This is a genomic window from Haladaptatus litoreus, assembly GCF_900156425.1.
Taxonomy (GTDB): Archaea; Halobacteriota; Halobacteria; order Halobacteriales; family Haladaptataceae; genus Haladaptatus; species Haladaptatus litoreus.
Map to the genome: position 1 here is coordinate 350,060 of NZ_FTNO01000003.1, position 16,954 is coordinate 367,013.

Consider the following 16,954-nt stretch of genomic DNA (forward strand, 5'->3'; position numbering starts at 1 on the left):
AAACTGAGTCTGTCTAGAAGAGCCCGGTGATAAAGCCAAAACCCATAATAATGAGGACTACCGCCGAGAACACGGGCAAGTACGGCGTGTATCGTTCGACTTTCTCCTCGTAGCTGTGGTAACCAGCAATTAACAGCATCGTCAGGCCGACGATGCCAGCGATGACGGTAATGGCGTAGGCACTCATCAATTCGAGACAATGGTTCGATCCGGCACACATCGCAATGATCTCGAACTCCTCTTCGTGAGCAAAGCCGAGAACGAACGCGAACCACGCGATGCCGAAGAGCCCCCGCTCGGCAGCCTCGTCCAGATCCCCGTGAGAATGGTCGTGCGAATGCCCGCCGACGAACGGGAGTACGCCTTTGATTCGAGCGAGCAGCCCCTCGCTCTCCTGTGCGTGCCCTTCGTGGTCGTGTGTGTGGTCGTCGTGATGAGCCATGTGGTTGTGTGACGACTCGTCGTGCTTGTGCAGCTGAACAGTCGTCTGACAGCGGAGATCGAGACGGTCATGGTCGTGACCATCACCGTGATCAAGGTCGTGGTTGTGCGTCTGCTCTCCGTGAGCGTGCGTGTGGCCGTCGTGGTCGTGACCGTGGGAATGATCCGTGTGCGCATCCTCGTCGTGGGGGTGTGAGTTGTGAGTGTGTGAGTCGTCGCCGTGCGAATGATTCGTGCCGTGGGAGTGGCCACCGTAGTACTCGCGGATGCCGAGGAGGATGAGGAGGACACCAGCAACGAGGCTGACTGGCCCACCGATGTAGATGGTCGTTGAGAACAGGTCGATTGGAATCGGTTCGTTGACTTGGGTGAGACTGAAGTAGGATTTCGCATAGAAGAAGATAGCCACCATCACTAGACTACTGATGAGGTGGCCGACACCGAGAATGAAACTGGCGGCGAAGCCGGAGAGCCACTTGTTCGTCTGGTCAAGTGCATACGCCGCAGCAACGGGCCATCCGTGACCGGGTTCGATTCCATGAAACGCCCCAAGTGCGATAGCACCGACCAGCAGCCCAAAGGCTTCCGTGTGTAACATTCGTGTTGAATACAGGCAATCCCCGTAGTTAGGGATTGTTATGACCGAATTCGGGCGAACGTAATAATGAGGTCTAAGTATCGCTCACCGCAAGTCAGTGTATGCGAACAAGCCTCAACATCCCGCAAGAAGTACTGGACTCATTCGATGAGACGTGGGAAGCAGAAGACATGGAATCGCGCTCCCGAGCCGTCCGGGAAGCGATGCAAGAATACATCGAGCGCCATACGCAATTCGAAGATATCGAGGGAGATGCTATCGCAGTCGTCGCATTCGACTACGAACACACCCTCGTTATCGGTGAACTCCATACGGTTCAGCACGAATTCGAGGACATAATCGGAACAATGCAACATATGCATCACGGTGAGTGGTGTTTAGAGACTATTTTCTGCACTGGGTCAGCAGACCGCATTCGTAAGTTGGTCTACCAACTCCGGGACTTTGATGCCGTTGGCCGGGTGAATGTCATGTTTCTCCAGCCTGCACCTGACACGAATTCGATAACCTGAGTCGAAGGCGTTACAAGCGGATATGCTGATGCTCGCTAACGCTCATTCAGCGATTGATCGGGAATACTACCCCCAATATGGACGGTACTTTTGGCTCCGAGAGGAAGCGGAAGTATTTCCATTAACCTCGTAAGTAGTAGTTGACTTCCCTCGGGTACCTTCGAGTTGATAACTATACATTTCGTGGTACATATGGAGCGTGCCAACTGTCGTCGATTTCAATGATCGAATTCGGCTGTTCTGAACAATCGGGGGGAAAACTATCTACTTACTAGGATTTCGACGCGTTTCAAGATGCGTGATTGATTCCATAACCGAAGTAGAACGTGCGACGGCGGCGAGGTCGATTTTCCAAAATCGGTGTTTTTGGGTGGTTGACTTCCTGTGGGCAGTATAAGCAGAAGTGGGTGAAGCAGATCGAAGTTAGTAGTGCATACTAATCTTTCAACCCGGTTGCATGGGGCCTTCGGCCACGCGCGAAACCTGTGTTCCACCAAACCACCGGCTATCATCGGTTCAATCATTTTTATAATTTCTCTAGAGGTTATCTTTGCATGGAACAGAGCTATCGCCGGAGAACCGTCCTTAGAACCGGGACTGTCGGCACAGTACTTACGCTCCCTGGGTGTTCGTTCTTTTCTTCCGAGTCAGAGGGGTCAGACTATCTCCCACCGCTTGCGAATGTACAAGTCGTGAATCGGCATCCAGAACCGCATTCTGCCCATGTCGAAGTCCGACGAGACGGCACCCGTATTTATCAAACGACAAAAACGCTGGACGCGGCTGAGGTATACGGTCAGGAACTCACCATTGATGAACCATGGGAACCGAAACAGGGGCTGTATACCCTCGTCGGTACCGTGAACTCGAGCCACTCACAGTCGAAAATTGAGTTCGGGACAGACAAAGTTGACCGGACGGATGCCGACGGATTCTGTTTCGATGCGCATGTAATCGTCACTCCCGCAAGAAAGGTTGAAATTGTGTATGGTCTGGAGCCCTGTGCTAGTCCAGGGACACGATACTAAAATTCTCGGTCATCACGGCAACGTCGAGAAGGACTTCCTCCCGTCGGTAAGCAAATCATAAACCCATCGTTCACTGCCCAGACGAACGCGCCAACACACTGCAACTGATTCATTTCGAACTACGAAAAATAACAAATAACTATATCGAAATGTCTGCTCGATTATTCTGCTAGGTGAAGCTCGTCCCAGTACGCCATCGCTTCGTCTGTTTTTGAGGGGCCGTGCGCCGGTTCCATGGTCGTATTAATCAGGATACCACCATCAGCGTATTTGAATGTCTCAACAGAGGGAGTTGCCAGCACTTTCTTCTTGCTGATACTTCGGACGAGCTCTGGACCGAGATAAAACAGCATCCCCGGTTCGGAATTGATGAACTCCTCGAATTTCGATGGAATCTCGGTGAAAAAAGCCGGTAATGGCTGGTTGTTGCCCGTCAGCGAGTGGTTCCAGCAGCCTCACGGGTCGTGGTGCGGCGACCTTTCACCCACCCACCGATGGCACCAGCGATGGCCCCGGGAATCGCCTGGACGACCAGAACCAGCAGGCCAAGTGCGAGTCCTGTGAATGCCGGGAACAGGCCGGCGAACAAGGCACCGAACACTGCCCACACGATGAGGAGGACGACGGCTCCAATGACCGTGGCGAGTCCACCGTGCACAGCGCCACGTCCGACACCACTAACCATGTATCCGGCGACGAACCCGCCGATGAGGCCAGGGAGCGCCTGAATCAGTCCCGACATCGCCGAAACCGGGACAAACCAGACGACGAGTAGTCCAAGGATGAATGCGGTCAGAAATCCGTCAAGCACAGCTCTCCAGTTAATCTCCATGATCAGCTAGAAGTAGGTGGGCATAAGTGATAACTATTCTATAATAAAATCTGTCTTGTTCGTGATTCTCGTTTTGCTCTTTATATCAGTACCATGCCGTCATTGCTAACCCAACGGCTTTGCGGGGAGGCACGACGCGAACACGAACAGCGTTCAGGGCGACCTCCTGGAGGGAGCTGAGGGGCACGAAACTCCGATCGACCTCATCGTCTTCGACCTGTCATCTTCACCCGTGGTGGATCTCGCGTCGGGAGAAATGTTCGAAGGCCTGCATCGTACCCTCAAGCTTCGTGGAATCGACCTCCGTTTGGGCGGGGTGAACGAGCAAGTATTGGAAATGTTTGAGGCTGCGTCCTTAGACGAGCCGCTCGGCGATATCCACGAAGTTATCTATTCGCTATATTCGTTTCGAGAACGAGACTTCTCATACATCAGTGGTTCTTATGATGAGTTACAGTAGCAGAATGACTCATTGTAATTGTAGGATTCGTTTCTTGCTCAAGGGGGCGATGACTATCGGCGGCAACGCTAACTCGATCGGCAACCTATGACATGGTATGGCAATGGGTGGGGAGAGATCAGAAGTGACACAAATCCGTATCGTGCGACCAGGTTTGAAATGGTGGATAGCCGGTTTGATCGTGTTCGGAATCATCGCTGCTGTCGCGTTCACGTTCTTGCCGTGGGTTGTGTTCGGATTATTCATCTACTACGTCGCACGTCCGATAAACCGACGTCTTAATACTCGAATTAGGAGAGAAAATCTCTCGGCCGCAATCTCGCTGCTTCTTATTGTCGTGCCAATTGTTCTTTTCCTGGGAGTGTTCCTCTCGATCGCGATCAGCCAGCTAGCCGCTTTTGCAGCCTCGAATGCAGCCACACAACTCCTGCAGCAATTGCCGATTAATGTCGGGACGATCCCGAACGACCCAAATCAACTGCTCAACACGGCAACTAAGACGCTTGAAGACCCTTCGGTGCAATCAGCACTCACGGGTGCACAAGCCTTCGTCGGTGCCGCTGCATCAAGTGTTTTCATGATGTTCCTGTCGCTATTGCTGGGCTTTTTCCTCCTAGTCAATGACGAGCGCCTCGCTCAGTGGGGTAGAGAGCAGATTCTCGGAGATGATGCGCTATCTATTGATTTCCTTGCGGCAGTCGATGAAGGACTCAACTCCATCTATTTCGGCTACACGTTGACCATCTTCGTCATCATGATACTGACCGCCATTATCTACAACGTGTTCAATTTCTTCGCGCCAGGAAGCCTTCTCATTCCAGTGACAATACTACTGGCGGTCATCACTGGCATCTTTACGCTCGTGCCATTAGTCGGTCGATCCGTCATCTATCTTGCGATCGCTGCCGTCCTCGCAGTGGAAGCGATTCAACAGAATCCAACCGCCCTCTGGTACCCGCTCGTGTTCTTCTTGTTCATGACGCTGGCGTTCGATAACATTGTTCGAACCTACATCCGTCCGTACCTCTCCGGGAAAATGTTCCACCTCTCGCTCGTTATGTTCGCCTATCTGCTCGGCCCGATCCTGTTTGGCTGGTACGGCATCTTCCTCGGCCCGCTTCTGATGGTCATCGTCGTCCAATTCTTCCAGGTCGTCGTCCCAGGACTTCGTGGCGAGGAATCGAGATCCCGAGTCGACATCGAGCCGACGACTGTTCAGGAGACGGATGATGATTTCGACGACATGACGAGGAGTGGCGAAGCCACTGACGGTGGCCGGTGATTGCGGGGAATCTGATTGTCACTCTCTCTGAATAGAGTTTTTAAGCTGTCACTGTGGTATCAACTCAACCACTGGCAAAATTATAAATATAGTCACACACCAAATACGCTTGTTGGACTCTCCTAGTTCTGCCTAATGCAACACGGAGCACTGGTTCGATTTCAACTAATTCACCTCTTATGTACAAGTGGACCAGGTTTACTATCGCTTGATTCTATAACTCGAAGTGGAAATGGGTAGGTCGCCGCGCTCGGCGAAGCACGAAACCTGCCTCTTCGAGAGGAAGATTATGTTTCAGCAGGCGTCCTTTTCACTGTAGATGACATATATGTCATCATGAACGACGCAGACGAGGACGAATCAATGGTCGGGCGAATGGATGAGTCCCGAATTCGATTTTGGTTTCTCCTTGATGGGGATCGGTGGGTAATTACTGGCATGCTCACGCTTGGTCTGTTCGTTATCCTCGTCGTTGCTGGGACAGTTGGCCCCTCATCGTTTCGCTCGGTCATGAGCAACACAAATCAAGTTGGGATTGCATTCCAGGCATTCATCGCGTCGCTCATCACCGGTGTGACGCTCGTCGTCACCATCGGTCAGCTAGTCCTCTCACAGGAACTCGGATCGCTAAAAAGTCAGCGGGAACGAATGAAGGCTACCGTAGAGTTTCGTCAAGACATCACTAGTTTGATCGGGTCCATCGGGCTTCCTGATCCCGCGGCATTTCTCCGTCAGCTTATTCTGACAAGCAAAGGTCGTGCCGAGGCGCTCGAAGACGTTCTTGCAGAGAACAACGATGACGAACTACGTGACCAGGTCGATCAATTCACTGCGGCTCTCATCGAAAATGCTATCGAGGTCGAAGAGCAGCTGGCGGACACCGAGTTCGGTGAATTCGATCTCTTACGCACAGCCATGAACTATAACCATTCGTGGAAGCTGTACGGTGCCCTATGGCTCCGATCGGAGTACGAAGACAGTCTCGACGATGAGGAACGAAGTGCATTCGATGAATTAATCGACGTGCTCATGTTTTTCGGTCCGACACGCGAGCATTTCAAAGCACTCTACTTTCAGTGGGAACTCGTCCGCCTCATCCGATCGATTCTGATTACCGCATTTCCTGCATTAGCCGTCGCGATTGTGACACTACTCTATCTGGCACCGACCTCGTTTCCGGGCGTGACCCTCGGCGTCGCAAATATCATCTGGGTCGTTAGTGCGTCCTCAGCTATCTCTATCGTCCCATTTTTTGTGCTGACCTCTATTGTCCTGCGAATCGCGACGATTGCGAAGCGGACGAGTGCGATCGGACCGTTTATCCTGCACGAATCGGACCGTGGCGATGATATCGACCTTGAGAATTAAATGGAACTTATACGATACTTTCCGATTATACCGTGGTACGCTCCGTGAATGTGCATTTCTATCGCGGATTTCGGCTGTCTACTTGAGGCTGATACGGTTCATATGATCCTGATTTATTTGTTGATAGCGACCTCGGTGAGCCAACTGCTCCACGAATGGGATTCACCGAAAGAAAGCGGTTTGTCTATGATTGCATTACGGTGAGCTATGGGGACTTCGTGGGCGAACTGGGAACACGTGACCAAAATCGTTGATCCCACAACCGACACAATCGAACACGACGGTAAAACCCAAACCGTTGATCTGATTGGTCTGACGGTGCCTGAGAGCGGAACAGTCCACAAACGGGAGTTGCAGACGACCAAATCACAGTTAGATTACAGTGTTGTGACCGTCGTCACTGATCCAAAGATCGCGAGTGACAGTGACGGACACTACAGGCGTATGTCTTTACCGGCAATTGGCTCTACAACACCCAGTTGCTCCGGTCGGGCTATGCACGGGTGGCAGACGGCCAGTTCAGCAAGCGAGCAGAGTTTAAGCGAAAGCAACAGGAGGCTAAGCAAGGTGGATACGGCCTTTGGAACACGAATGCATGACTCAGGAGATGATGGTATGAAAATATTTATTTTGTAAAAAATCTATTACTAAATTGTGTATTTACGTTATCGTCTTCTCATCTGGGTATATTTGATTTGGATCACAGCAGTAATACTGCATATTTGTGCCCAGGTGGGACTACTTCCCCTCTATGACGTCGTCAAACAAACCGTCTTGGTTGGTGCGATGATTGGGGTGAATGTCGGGACAATACGAATCCTCATCCGTGGTGCTACCCACCTCCGAACACTCGTCGATAACCATCAATAGCATGGCGTTCACTAGTTTACTGGTGTAACCAGCTTTGACTACCTACTGCTGCCTGTTGCACTAAGCAGAACAAAGAGAGTCTGGCAAACACATCGAATTTGTATACTTCCGTTTATGTTTATACGGCGTCAACAATTACTGATAAACGTGGCCAAACGACGAATATCTACAATTGGATTGATTCAGTAACTGTCGAGCAAACAGTGTAGTGACAGTGATTTGCCTATTGTCCAGTCAAGGTCTCTATAACAATTAGGGAAGGAGTCGAAAAACCATACACAGGATAAGGTATGAATCGACGAAGACGACATTCGACCGCAGACTTCCCAAACAGGTTGCCCATTCACACCTTGTCCGCTTGCTCTCATTCATAGTATCACCACGAACGGGTTGCTCGCTGGTATGAGTACCACCAAATACGAGATCTGGATCTGACTTGCACCGGATTGGTTCTCTGTTTGGTGGTGGCCAAACGGCCTTGGTGGTTCGAATCCATCCCCGTTCATTTCACTTCTTTGTGTCCTAGCTCATCATATATTCGGTGTATGTTAATGGTTGTCAAGGTCATTTCAAAGGATGGAGTCCATTTATATTTTAATTAGTCATTACCATAATTTCGCGCTATTCAGGGAGTGTATAACAAATGAGGTTTCTCGCTATTCTCGGTATGTAATGACGCGAAACCAATCCGGTGCACAAGAAGAAAAATCTACAAACGATGCTGAATCAAACGATCGAACAACTTCCCGACGCTCAGTCCTCCACGGAATGGGCGCACTCGGCGCCACAGGACTACTTGGCAAGGCCGGGCTCGCGGAGGCCTCCAATGGCGCACTCGGGAACGTGCCGACGCAAGTCGCTGACGTAAACCAAACTTCACCCGAACTCGAAAAATGGGTGGACGAAGTGCCACGTCCAAGCGTTCTGAAACCGGATGGCCGCAAAAAGGGGAAGTCCTATTACGAAGTGGACATGCGGCAGGTGGAACAACAACTCCACCGCGACCTGCCACCCACGACTGTATGGGGCTACGAAGGACAGTATCCTGGTCCGACAATCGAAACCAAGCGTGGTGAAGACGTCTACGTCAAGTGGAAGAACAACCTTCCAGAGGAGCACTTGTTGCCGGTCGACGAGACGCTCCACGGCACCGGGCCAGATGTCCCGGACGTGCGCACGGTTACACACCTCCACGGGGCGAACGTCGAACCCGAGAGTGATGGTGGTCCGGAAGCCTGGTTTACGCAAAACTTCGAGGAAGTTGGTCCAACCTTCGAGAAAAAGACGTACTGGTATGCCAATGAACAGCCATCCACCTCACTCTGGTATCACGACCACGCGCTTGGGATTACTCGATTGAATGTCTACGCGGGCCTCGCAGGCTTTTACTTCATTCGTGGGAAGCACGAACGCGCCTTGGATCTTCCTAAAGGTGAGTACGAAATCCCCCTCGTTTTCCAGGACCGAACGTTCAACGACGATGGCTCGCTGTTCTACCCGAGTGGACCCGAGGAGGATGAGGGTGAGCCGAACCCCGATCCGAGCGTTGTCCCCGAGTTCTTTGGTGACACATCGGTTGTGAACGGGAAAGCCTGGCCGCGACTCACGGTCGAACCACGTAAATACCGCTTCCGAATGCTCGCTGGGGGTAACAGCCGATTCTTCAACCTCAAGCTCTTCCAGTACGACGAGGAAACGCAGACGATCGGCGATCCTGGTCCGACGATGACCCAGATCGGCAGTGATGGTGGCTTCCTCGAGAAACCAGTCGAGATTAGCGATCGATTGCTTCTCGGACCTGCGTTCCGAGCTGACATCATCATCGACTTCTCCAAGTACGAAGGCCAGTCGCTGCTTCTGCATAACAACGCACCATCACCGTTCAGTGGTGTGGCTGGCGAGGATCCCGACGACGTGCAGCCGCTTCCGGAGATCATGCTGTTCGATGTCCAAGAAAAGAACAAGCGATGCAAGCGCGACCGGAGCCGCATTCCCAAACGGCTTGCTCGTGTTCCGGAAATCAACCCAGACAAAGCCGTTGAGGAACGTGAACTGCCCCTCGTTGAAGGCGTAGACGAGTACGATCGACTCAAACTCCTGTTGGGAACGCGAGAACATCCAAATGGGTTGAATTGGGATGCTCCCATTACTGAAGATCCCAAGGTAGGCACGACGGAAATTTGGGACCTAATCAACACCACCGTCGATACACACCCCATCCACCTGCATCTCGTGCAGTTCCAAGTATTGGGTCGCCGGCCGTTCGACGTCGATCAATACAATGCAGATCGAGAGAGCGGCAGTGTCGGTCCAATCAGCGACTACTACACGGGAGAGCTTGAACCACCAGCTGCGAACAACCGTGGATGGAAAGATACCATCGATGCCGATCCCGGCTATGTGACACAGGTCATCGCGCACTTCGGGAAGTTCAAAGGGCTGTTCAAGGACTTCACTGGTGAGTACCCATGGCACTGTCACATCCTCGAACACGAGGATCACGAAATGATGCGTCCGTATGAAGTGCTACCGCGAGAAGATGGCAATAATCTCTTCCCCGATCCACTGGTGGCGAAAAAGGGTGGACGAACCTTGTTCAAGATTGGTCCGCCACAGGATCTCGATGGCGACGATCTATATGAGGACGTCAACGGTGATGATGAATTCGACATCGAGGATGCGATCGCCCTTGGCCAGGTTGCGTGGGCATACGAGAACGGCTATCTCGAGCTCTCTGACGAGCAAGTTGCCGCACTGGATGCGAATGGTGATGGTGAATTGACGACCCAGGACGCGATTGCCCTCGGTCGGATGGCACTGTTCGGCTAACGAATCTTCGAAGTAGCATTCTTCTTTCTCTCGATGAGAGGGGCTCTGGCTACTGGCCCTGTCCGATTCTAAGATGCTGTTTACTCCGTTTCACCCTCAGCTCAGCCATTTACTGATGATTGGTGCCCCGACAGCCGTTCCGACAGCGATTGCTGTGCCAAGAAACGTGAAGAGATACGGTACGTCAAGGATGTACACTGCACCGAAGATTCCAGTAGCAATCACACCCACGAAGAGTGCAACGATGACTTCTCGTCTAGTTGATGGCTGGTTTGGGATCGCTTCAGCAGCAGTTCGCCAGACGATCCAGCCGCCAACTGCCCCTCCAATGGCGACCACACTTTCGAACGTCAGGTTCACGAACAATCCGACGCTTCCAATCACAACCGCAGTAAGTAGTACCCGTTCCGGGTGAGTTTCATTCTCGGCCAGCCAGTAGAGGATCCCGAGGACGACTATTCCAAGGATAATACCAGCGAGGACATCGACGAAGTAATGGACGCCGAGGACGAGTCGTGACAGTGAGACGAGTGTAACGACTACTCCAGCGATACCGAACCGCACTCGGTATGATCCACGATCTATGACGAGTGCCAGGCCACCCCAGACCATCGTCGCCCCCAGTGCATGCCCACTCGGAAATCCGGGTCCTTTAGCGGTCGTAATAATGATGAACAGATCCGCGAATATCGACGGAATCCATCGGAGTGGGGGCGGGTCAGTCGCTCCAGGTGGTCGTGGGAGCAGCAATACACTCTTTAGAACCCCAATAAGCGCGACATACGTGAGTACAAGCCCAATAATGAACACCCCTCGACGGCGGTCGATTCCCATGTATGGGACGTATTCACCGCCGACATACAGAACACCACTAAGGAGAAAAAGGAACCAGACATCACCCAGCTGAGTGATTAATGCGAACAAGAGAATGACTACCCAGGGTGCCTGGCTACCTAGCAGGCCAGGAAGAATAATTCCATATCCAACTATGAAGATATTCATTCCCCACTCTCTACCTCAGATATCTCGTCCTGTAAGTCCGGCAATTAACCTCGGTTGCATGTCTGTACACGTGGAACTAGGCAAGACTGATCCATAAATTCTACTTCCCCGAGGATAGTGACTTTCCGTCTTCCACTGCCGCTTATACTGCCCACAGGAAGTAAACTACCCAAAACCACCGATTTTCGAAAATTGATCTCGCCGCCGTCGCACGTTCTACTTTGGTTACCAAACCAATCACGCATCTTGAAAGGGGGCGAAGTATCTGAAAACAGTCTATTTCCCATTTATTCTGCTATTATATTTAATTTAGTGAAGCGAGTGGAACGAGCAAATTGAATGACCATCTAGAAAAATGGGTAAAGAATAGAACGGATAGGACGAGTAGCGAGCCCTCTTACAACAGATACCATAAAACATTATATATGTTTATCTCTTTATTAGAGTATGCTTAGTCTCTTCGTCGGCTTATTTGCCATCGGTTTTGGTATCCTGAGCATTATCCGCCCACAATTGCTGTTCAACCTCCGCCACCCTGTCTCAGTCACACCTGAATCCAGCTTGAACGAAACGGGTGTCTTCCTCTATCGTGTCGGCGGTGTCTTCTCAATTCTGGTTGGTCTTTGGGTAATCTCTGCATGGGGACAACCACTACGAATGGGTTTCTTGTAGCGAGATTGGTAGTCATTCTAAGAAATCAAACCTTACAATCTACTTATCTATATAATTATAGAATGCATTATGGTAAATGTTATGCGGACACGCCAATGATCAGCGAGAAAATAATGCAGACGGCATGGTTATCGAGACAATCGGTAAGATCGTCGTTCAAGCAGCTCGTCCATCAGTAAATCAATTCGGCGGAAGAGAAGCAGTACGTTCACCACCGCTAACACCACTAGGGTGATGAGTCCAAGGTCTAACGATGCAGTGTATTGGAGTCCTCCAAACAGCACGAGTACAACTGCAGTTGCTGACCCACTCTCTGCTAAATACCATGCTGCATGCCGGAGATATCCCATACTTTCTGGTTCTACAGGACTAAGATTGTTGCTAAGAGACTATAATCTATCGTTACATGCTGTCCATCCCGCATTTCTACTAACTTACTGTGAAAAAGAATTGTCCGCACAGAGCGACGCACGATAAGATCGACCGCTATTGCACCCTCGATGATGCCGATCAACAGCCGTCTAGCCCCATCATTTTCAAGCAGTCGCGCCGCAACCCGATCCGCATCGATCTCATCGTCCCGTGTCTCCTCCAGGGCAATTGCAAGTTCACTATGGAGCGCATCGAAGAGGGCCGTCTCCCGGAGCATACTAGACGCTTCGCGAGAACACACTGTAAAGAATTGCCAGCCAAACTGGAAGTGAATACATACATCGTTAGTATGATCTACTAACCTACGTTAGCGTCTGTCCCGTTCGAAAAACAAACGAATGAAAGACTGAGGGAGGGCCGGAGCGCCAGGAGGTTAGGTGTCGTCAGCGGCGGCGAGAAACGCCGTGAGCCACTCACCGGGCGACAATGGATCAAGGGCCGGAACGTCGATCAACTCCGACATGTGGTCGATCTCGTGGCCACATGGGTAGATCGTGATCGCCGTCGGGGCACGAACCACCGTCGCCATCACCATTTGGTCACACGTCGGGCAGCGTTCGCCTGTCATTCGCCGTAAATCTCTTCGACACGCAGCGCCCCACCGCAGTTGCCACAGCTGAAGTTCTCAGGCTGTTTGACGACCTTCGAGTGCCGAGAGTGTGCGAACCGTTCGTTACAATCCTCTCAGATCACCTACCAGTTCGGGGTGAGAAAGCGTTGCGCATAGATTGATTCGGGGGTCCCGGGTGCCCTCTACTTCCGCTTATGGATTAAGGCGGCAATGGACGAATTTCCCACACCTACATTTCCGCCAAAGCGACAGTGTTAGATTATTCTATAGTTGAAAAAACAGTCGCTGTGCAATTCTACCGAACTCCGTGAAATTGCACACTGATTTTCCTCCAAGCATTCGTGCAACCAAACAATCGCCTCCAAACCTGGCTTCCCTCATCGGCTGCTTACGCCAAATAATAGCGCGCAGATTATAGCACTTATTGGGTTGGATTGCATTCTATTATGGATGTAACTAATCGCTCTTATCCGGTAGAAACTGACTCTACTCCGAACAATCGCGCTCTGACACACTTATTAGATCCCAAAGCGTAGTTTCTAGTCAATCTGGCCGGGAATCCAGAGGGAGGGGAATAACATGGCTCACAGGGGACGCTCATCCACACACGAAACCGAAGCATCAGTTGCTGGTCGACCGCGCACCGACCGAACAGTTGGCGATTATAGCCCACTATTGTTTCCTGCAGGAGGTATTCTTGCTGGAATTGCTCAAGTTCTTCTTTTGGATACCCCAGCAGTGGAGGCGTTCTTACTCGCGTTTTTAGTGATAGTTGTTGGCATACAGGGGATCTGGGCCTTTTTAGGCCATTACTTTAGATCTGACGAGATAGCCGCGTTCATCGGCTGGCCGGCGGATAACCCGTTCCAAAAAGAAGTCGCGTTCGGTAATCTCGCTTTCGGAGTGCTGGGCATTCTCTGTCTCTGGTTTCGAGGTGGGTTCTGGATCGCAACGGCGATCGGTATCTCTGTGTTCATGCTTGGGGCCGCCATTGTCCACGTGAAAGATATCCGAGAGACACAGAATAGAAGTCCCGGAAACGCTGGGGCAATTCTGTGGACGGATGTCCTTACTTCGCTCGTTTTGCTCATGTTACTGACTCTCTATTTTCTTTGAGCGGTGTGATTTCAATCATTCGACAGGGGTGCGGAAAAACACCCCATCAACTACTCTTCCGAGTAACTTGGCCGCCCTCTGGGGAACAGCCCGGGAATTCTCTAGGGATGATCCTTTCCGAGAGTAATGCCAGCGCCAGAATTTCAGCAGAGAAGCAGCTTCCACTCTTTCGAGATAGGTTTCGGACTTCGTCGAGGGCGGCGACCCGGCCAATTCCACTTCCGCTTAGTAAAAAATGGAGAAGTGGATGAGACACCACCACTTCCAGTGTAGATTGAGGTTACAAGCTCTCTTTCGTACGATAATAGTCGACCAGATATCTATAAATCATATGTTGCTATATCAAACGAACATACTTGGAAGATGAGACTACAGTGAGTATAGAGACCTCAGAATGCACGATTTTGGGCAATTCACTCCTTTGCAAACGTCTCAAACTGAACCATAGAAGCCAGCTCTACTCAATTTTCTAACTATTGGGCAAACTAACGACGATTCGAACCAGAGCCGCCGCTGCTCACCTGGCGTTCATGGCTCTGAAACAGGGTTCCTAGCCGATTCCAGTCCGCTTCTGTAGCGTGAGGACTGTGTTTGCCGTCACAATCGGTGATTGTTCGTACTCACCGGTCACATCGATCTGCACCAGCAGATCAACAGCACGCCAAATTGAGTACAGCAAGCAGGCAAACGCGAAGTAGAAAAACCGCAGCACAAAATTCTTCGACGTGGTGGCAGCCATGAACCGTTTGACGCTCTTGTAGCCACTCTCAATCTACCAGCGGTACGCATACTCGCCCAACAGCCTCGGATTCCAGTTCGTCATGATTACCGAATACTGACGATAATCCGTACACTCGGAGTTGTCCCTGCGTCGGTAGATCAGTGTTGTTTCGTGCCTTTCATCGTCGTTTAGCAGAAGGTTCCGGTTTATCACATACCGATCCTGATCCCACTGCAGCAACCGCTGTGCTTGGGCTTGCTCGCTCGTCTGCATTCAATACGATTGGTACGGTATTACCGACGAGCTGGATCGTTGCCCACTGAAAGGCGTATTCGCCTGTGCTCTCTCCGTACTGATGATCTCAAGGTCTCTACAACAGCACTAAGTCAGCCAGAAATGGAGCCTCTCCGAGAGCTAACTTCCTATGGTGGGTTACTCGCGGTGTTCAGTGGCTTGTAGGAGTCTGCATGATAGGCAACACGCCAGAGTTTGAGAACAGCACGAGTAACGAGTGCTTCGGCAGACTGCTTGATGCAGGACTCTTCAACTTCGTCAGGATCAGAGGTGGCATCAGGAGGCGGGTGGTAGTGCCCACGTCCAGGGACATGGATGTAGTCGCCGTCATGTGGATGTTTACCCCAGCGGAAGTTCACACCGCCAGAGTCTGTGTAGTGAAATTTGTAGTCTGCTTGGGTCGTCCACTGAACGTCAATCCGGGCGGATTCGGCACGACAGAGTCCGTCATCGAGTAGGACTTCCAGAACCGTCGGATTGAGATAGTCATCTAGCGATGGTGCTGCGAGTGGCTCTCCTCTCTCAATGATATCACGAATTGTGAGGAGCACTGGCCGATCGATCGGCCCTCGTAACGAGTGGAACTCGTCTGTCTCGGGGTTCTCCACCATCGGTTAGACGGAAACACTTTCGTCAGTTGTTCGTGCGTCGCCGTTAACAAACCGTTCGGCGTTCGCAATCGAAAGTGCAGCGTTCGCGAATGCGAGATTTCGGCGCGTCGTCTGCCAGTCCTGAAGCGTTTCAGTGTCTATTTCGGACTGGCTGGAGTCGGTCTCGGAGAGGATTTGATTTGTCTGCTCGATGGTTACCTCCTCGGGTGAGTCGACGCCGTATTCCGACCGGTAATTGTTAAGCCGATCACGCATCTCCGCGATGCGTGTGACGAGTTCGTCGGTCGAGACGTGTTGAAGGATGTTTGCAGCCTGCTCGACGACGAGCGACTCCGAGGATCGCCGATAGGTCGTCCCGCCGTGTTCTCCTGTTGCGGTGACGACAAATCCCTCGTCAGCGAGTGTGTTCAGATGCTTCCGTGCCGTCTTTGGTGAGGTCCGCGCGTCGTCGGCGACAGTATCAGCTGACACAGGCGAATAGGTGTGGGCGACAACGTGGCGAATGCGCTCGTAGGGAGTCGTCTCCGACTCCCACTCGTCGCTGACTGCTTCGTTGACGTCCTTGAATTCGTCCGGTGGAATTTTGTCGGTCATGTCTTCACCAACGAGTCAGAGGAGTATAGTTCTTTGGTAGAGTAGTATTCTTCCCTTAGTTCGCATGTTTGTTCAACGCGTATGCATTGAGGGTGATGGTCTCAACTATGTGAACTGTGGAAGATAAGACTACACAAAAGTAACGTACCCAGAATGCACGATTTTAGCTAATCCACCCTCCCACACGGTGACCTATGGAAATCGGTTCTAGATACTATGCTAATATATTCGCAACATACCGGTTGTTCGAGCCAAATCTGAGACTCATCGACTGGCGTTCACCGCGTCAAAACACAGGTCTAGCCGATTTAGAAGTCGGTTGAGGGCCTGGCGATACATTTCGCGAATCCGTTTGACGGAGAGATTCCGAATATGCTTGCGATGAGTGCGTTCTAGTGGTGTTCGGTCTCGCTGTGAGTCGTAGGCGAAGCTTCGACCACCTTCATTCGCTGCCAACCGCTCTCGAAATCAATTTGATCGCAAAGTAACGGATGCTGATCGAGATATTCGACAAGCGGTTTTCATATACCCCGCCGTGGAGTTCTGTCAGCAAGAACACTCGCACCAGCGATTCCATCTCGTAGTCCGATGATCCGGTGTAGCAATTGTAGGTCTCGAAATCGACAGTAGCTGTTCTTGATAGCGACCTAGAATCTACATCTAGCAGTTATTCCGACTGAGACTGATTTCCTCGCCATAATATCGGGTATCGTCGCCTCTA

General features: G+C 51.4%; 13 protein-coding genes and 2 pseudogenes. 7 read left to right on the top strand and 8 right to left on the bottom strand.

Translation table 11 applies throughout. From position 1 onward, the window contains the following. Nucleotides 1–13: 13 nt before the first annotated feature. On the bottom strand, nt 14–1,039 hold the full coding sequence (locus BW974_RS16115; protein WP_076431261.1) for a sulfite exporter TauE/SafE family protein: 1,026 nt from the start codon (nt 1,037–1,039) through the stop codon (nt 14–16). Nucleotides 1,040–1,140: 101 nt separating this feature from the next. Here BW974_RS16115 and BW974_RS16120 point away from each other — a divergent pair, with 101 nt between their 5' ends. After that, entirely contained in the window at nt 1,141–1,551 is a 411-nt protein-coding gene (locus tag BW974_RS16120; protein WP_076431262.1) for a CopG family ribbon-helix-helix protein, read from the top strand. Nucleotides 1,552–3,012: 1,461 nt separating this feature from the next. Here BW974_RS16120 and BW974_RS16135 read toward each other — a convergent pair. Beyond that, complete coding sequence (locus BW974_RS16135) at nt 3,013–3,411, bottom strand: DUF5518 domain-containing protein (RefSeq protein WP_076431265.1); 399 nt, start codon at nt 3,409–3,411, stop codon at nt 3,013–3,015. Between the two features lie 148 nt (nt 3,412–3,559). Between BW974_RS16135 and BW974_RS27210 the strand changes: the two are divergent. The 5 genes and pseudogenes from BW974_RS27210 to BW974_RS16165 all read left to right on the top strand — a co-directional run. Next, nucleotides 3,560–3,871 (top strand): annotated as a pseudogene (locus tag BW974_RS27210) (sodium-independent anion transporter); the annotation flags it as partial. Between the two features lie 97 nt (nt 3,872–3,968). After that, complete coding sequence (locus tag BW974_RS16145) at nt 3,969–5,153, top strand: AI-2E family transporter (protein ID WP_245800151.1); 1,185 nt, start codon at nt 3,969–3,971, stop codon at nt 5,151–5,153. Between the two features lie 336 nt (nt 5,154–5,489). Further along, nucleotides 5,490–6,521, top strand: a complete 1,032-nt coding sequence (locus BW974_RS16150) for a DUF7972 family membrane protein (RefSeq protein WP_076431267.1) — start codon at nt 5,490–5,492, stop codon at nt 6,519–6,521. 479 nt (nt 6,522–7,000) lie between these two features. Further along, nucleotides 7,001–7,120 (top strand): thermonuclease family protein, encoded by a 120-nt coding sequence (locus BW974_RS26585; protein ID WP_245800152.1) that lies wholly within the window; start codon nt 7,001–7,003, stop codon nt 7,118–7,120. A 1,039-nt stretch (nt 7,121–8,159) separates the two neighbouring features. Next, complete coding sequence (locus tag BW974_RS16165; RefSeq protein WP_084186338.1) at nt 8,160–10,220, top strand: multicopper oxidase domain-containing protein; 2,061 nt, start codon at nt 8,160–8,162, stop codon at nt 10,218–10,220. 96 nt (nt 10,221–10,316) lie between these two features. On the opposite strand, the gene BW974_RS16170 is transcribed toward BW974_RS16165, so the two are convergent. The 3 genes from BW974_RS16170 to BW974_RS16185 all read right to left on the bottom strand — a co-directional run bounded on the left by BW974_RS16170 (nt 10,317) and on the right by BW974_RS16185 (nt 12,894). Continuing rightward, nucleotides 10,317–11,222 (bottom strand): phosphatase PAP2 family protein, encoded by a 906-nt coding sequence (locus tag BW974_RS16170; protein ID WP_076431269.1) that lies wholly within the window; start codon nt 11,220–11,222, stop codon nt 10,317–10,319. 1,033 nt (nt 11,223–12,255) lie between these two features. Further along, on the bottom strand, nt 12,256–12,543 hold the full coding sequence (locus tag BW974_RS16180) for a hypothetical protein (RefSeq protein WP_076431271.1): 288 nt from the start codon (nt 12,541–12,543) through the stop codon (nt 12,256–12,258). A 156-nt stretch (nt 12,544–12,699) separates the two neighbouring features. After that, on the bottom strand, nt 12,700–12,894 hold the full coding sequence (locus BW974_RS16185; protein WP_076431272.1) for a hypothetical protein: 195 nt from the start codon (nt 12,892–12,894) through the stop codon (nt 12,700–12,702). Nucleotides 12,895–13,476: 582 nt separating this feature from the next. Between BW974_RS16185 and BW974_RS16190 the strand changes: the two genes are divergently transcribed. Next, entirely contained in the window at nt 13,477–14,013 is a 537-nt protein-coding gene (locus BW974_RS16190; RefSeq protein WP_245800153.1) for a DUF6790 family protein, read from the top strand. A 550-nt stretch (nt 14,014–14,563) separates the two neighbouring features. Here BW974_RS16190 and BW974_RS16195 read toward each other — a convergent pair. The 3 genes and pseudogenes from BW974_RS16195 to BW974_RS16205 form a co-directional block, all read right to left on the bottom strand. Further along, nucleotides 14,564–15,080, bottom strand: a pseudogene (locus tag BW974_RS16195) (transposase); the annotation flags it as partial. A gap of 76 nt (nt 15,081–15,156) precedes the next feature. Beyond that, a complete protein-coding gene (locus BW974_RS16200) occupies nt 15,157–15,639 on the bottom strand; it encodes a toxin-antitoxin system TumE family protein (protein WP_076431274.1) in 483 nt (160 codons plus the stop codon). A 3-nt stretch (nt 15,640–15,642) separates the two neighbouring features. Beyond that, complete coding sequence (locus BW974_RS16205; RefSeq protein ID WP_076431275.1) at nt 15,643–16,233, bottom strand: DUF7342 family protein; 591 nt, start codon at nt 16,231–16,233, stop codon at nt 15,643–15,645. Nucleotides 16,234–16,954 lie beyond the last annotated feature (721 nt).

What these genes read in the sequence shown, in the direction of transcription:
- BW974_RS16185 (WP_076431272.1), bottom strand. Translation starts at nt 12,894, where the DNA reads ATGACAGGCGAACGCTGCCCGACGTGTGACCAAATGGTGATGGCGACG.
- BW974_RS16115 (WP_076431261.1), bottom strand. Translation starts at nt 1,039, where the DNA reads ATGTTACACACGGAAGCCTTTGGGCTGCTGGTCGGTGCTATCGCACTT.
- BW974_RS16190 (WP_245800153.1), top strand. Translation starts at nt 13,477, where the DNA reads ATGGCTCACAGGGGACGCTCATCCACACACGAAACCGAAGCATCAGTT.
- BW974_RS16120 (WP_076431262.1), top strand. Translation starts at nt 1,141, where the DNA reads ATGCGAACAAGCCTCAACATCCCGCAAGAAGTACTGGACTCATTCGAT.
- BW974_RS16170 (WP_076431269.1), bottom strand. Translation starts at nt 11,222, where the DNA reads ATGAATATCTTCATAGTTGGATATGGAATTATTCTTCCTGGCCTGCTA.
- BW974_RS16180 (WP_076431271.1), bottom strand. Translation starts at nt 12,543, where the DNA reads ATGCTCCGGGAGACGGCCCTCTTCGATGCGCTCCATAGTGAACTTGCA.
- BW974_RS16135 (WP_076431265.1), bottom strand. Translation starts at nt 3,411, where the DNA reads ATGGAGATTAACTGGAGAGCTGTGCTTGACGGATTTCTGACCGCATTC.
- BW974_RS16200 (WP_076431274.1), bottom strand. Translation starts at nt 15,639, where the DNA reads ATGGTGGAGAACCCCGAGACAGACGAGTTCCACTCGTTACGAGGGCCG.
- BW974_RS16150 (WP_076431267.1), top strand. Translation starts at nt 5,490, where the DNA reads ATGAACGACGCAGACGAGGACGAATCAATGGTCGGGCGAATGGATGAG.
- BW974_RS16165 (WP_084186338.1), top strand. Translation starts at nt 8,160, where the DNA reads ATGGGCGCACTCGGCGCCACAGGACTACTTGGCAAGGCCGGGCTCGCG.
- BW974_RS16205 (WP_076431275.1), bottom strand. Translation starts at nt 16,233, where the DNA reads ATGACCGACAAAATTCCACCGGACGAATTCAAGGACGTCAACGAAGCA.
- BW974_RS16145 (WP_245800151.1), top strand. Translation starts at nt 3,969, where the DNA reads ATGGCAATGGGTGGGGAGAGATCAGAAGTGACACAAATCCGTATCGTG.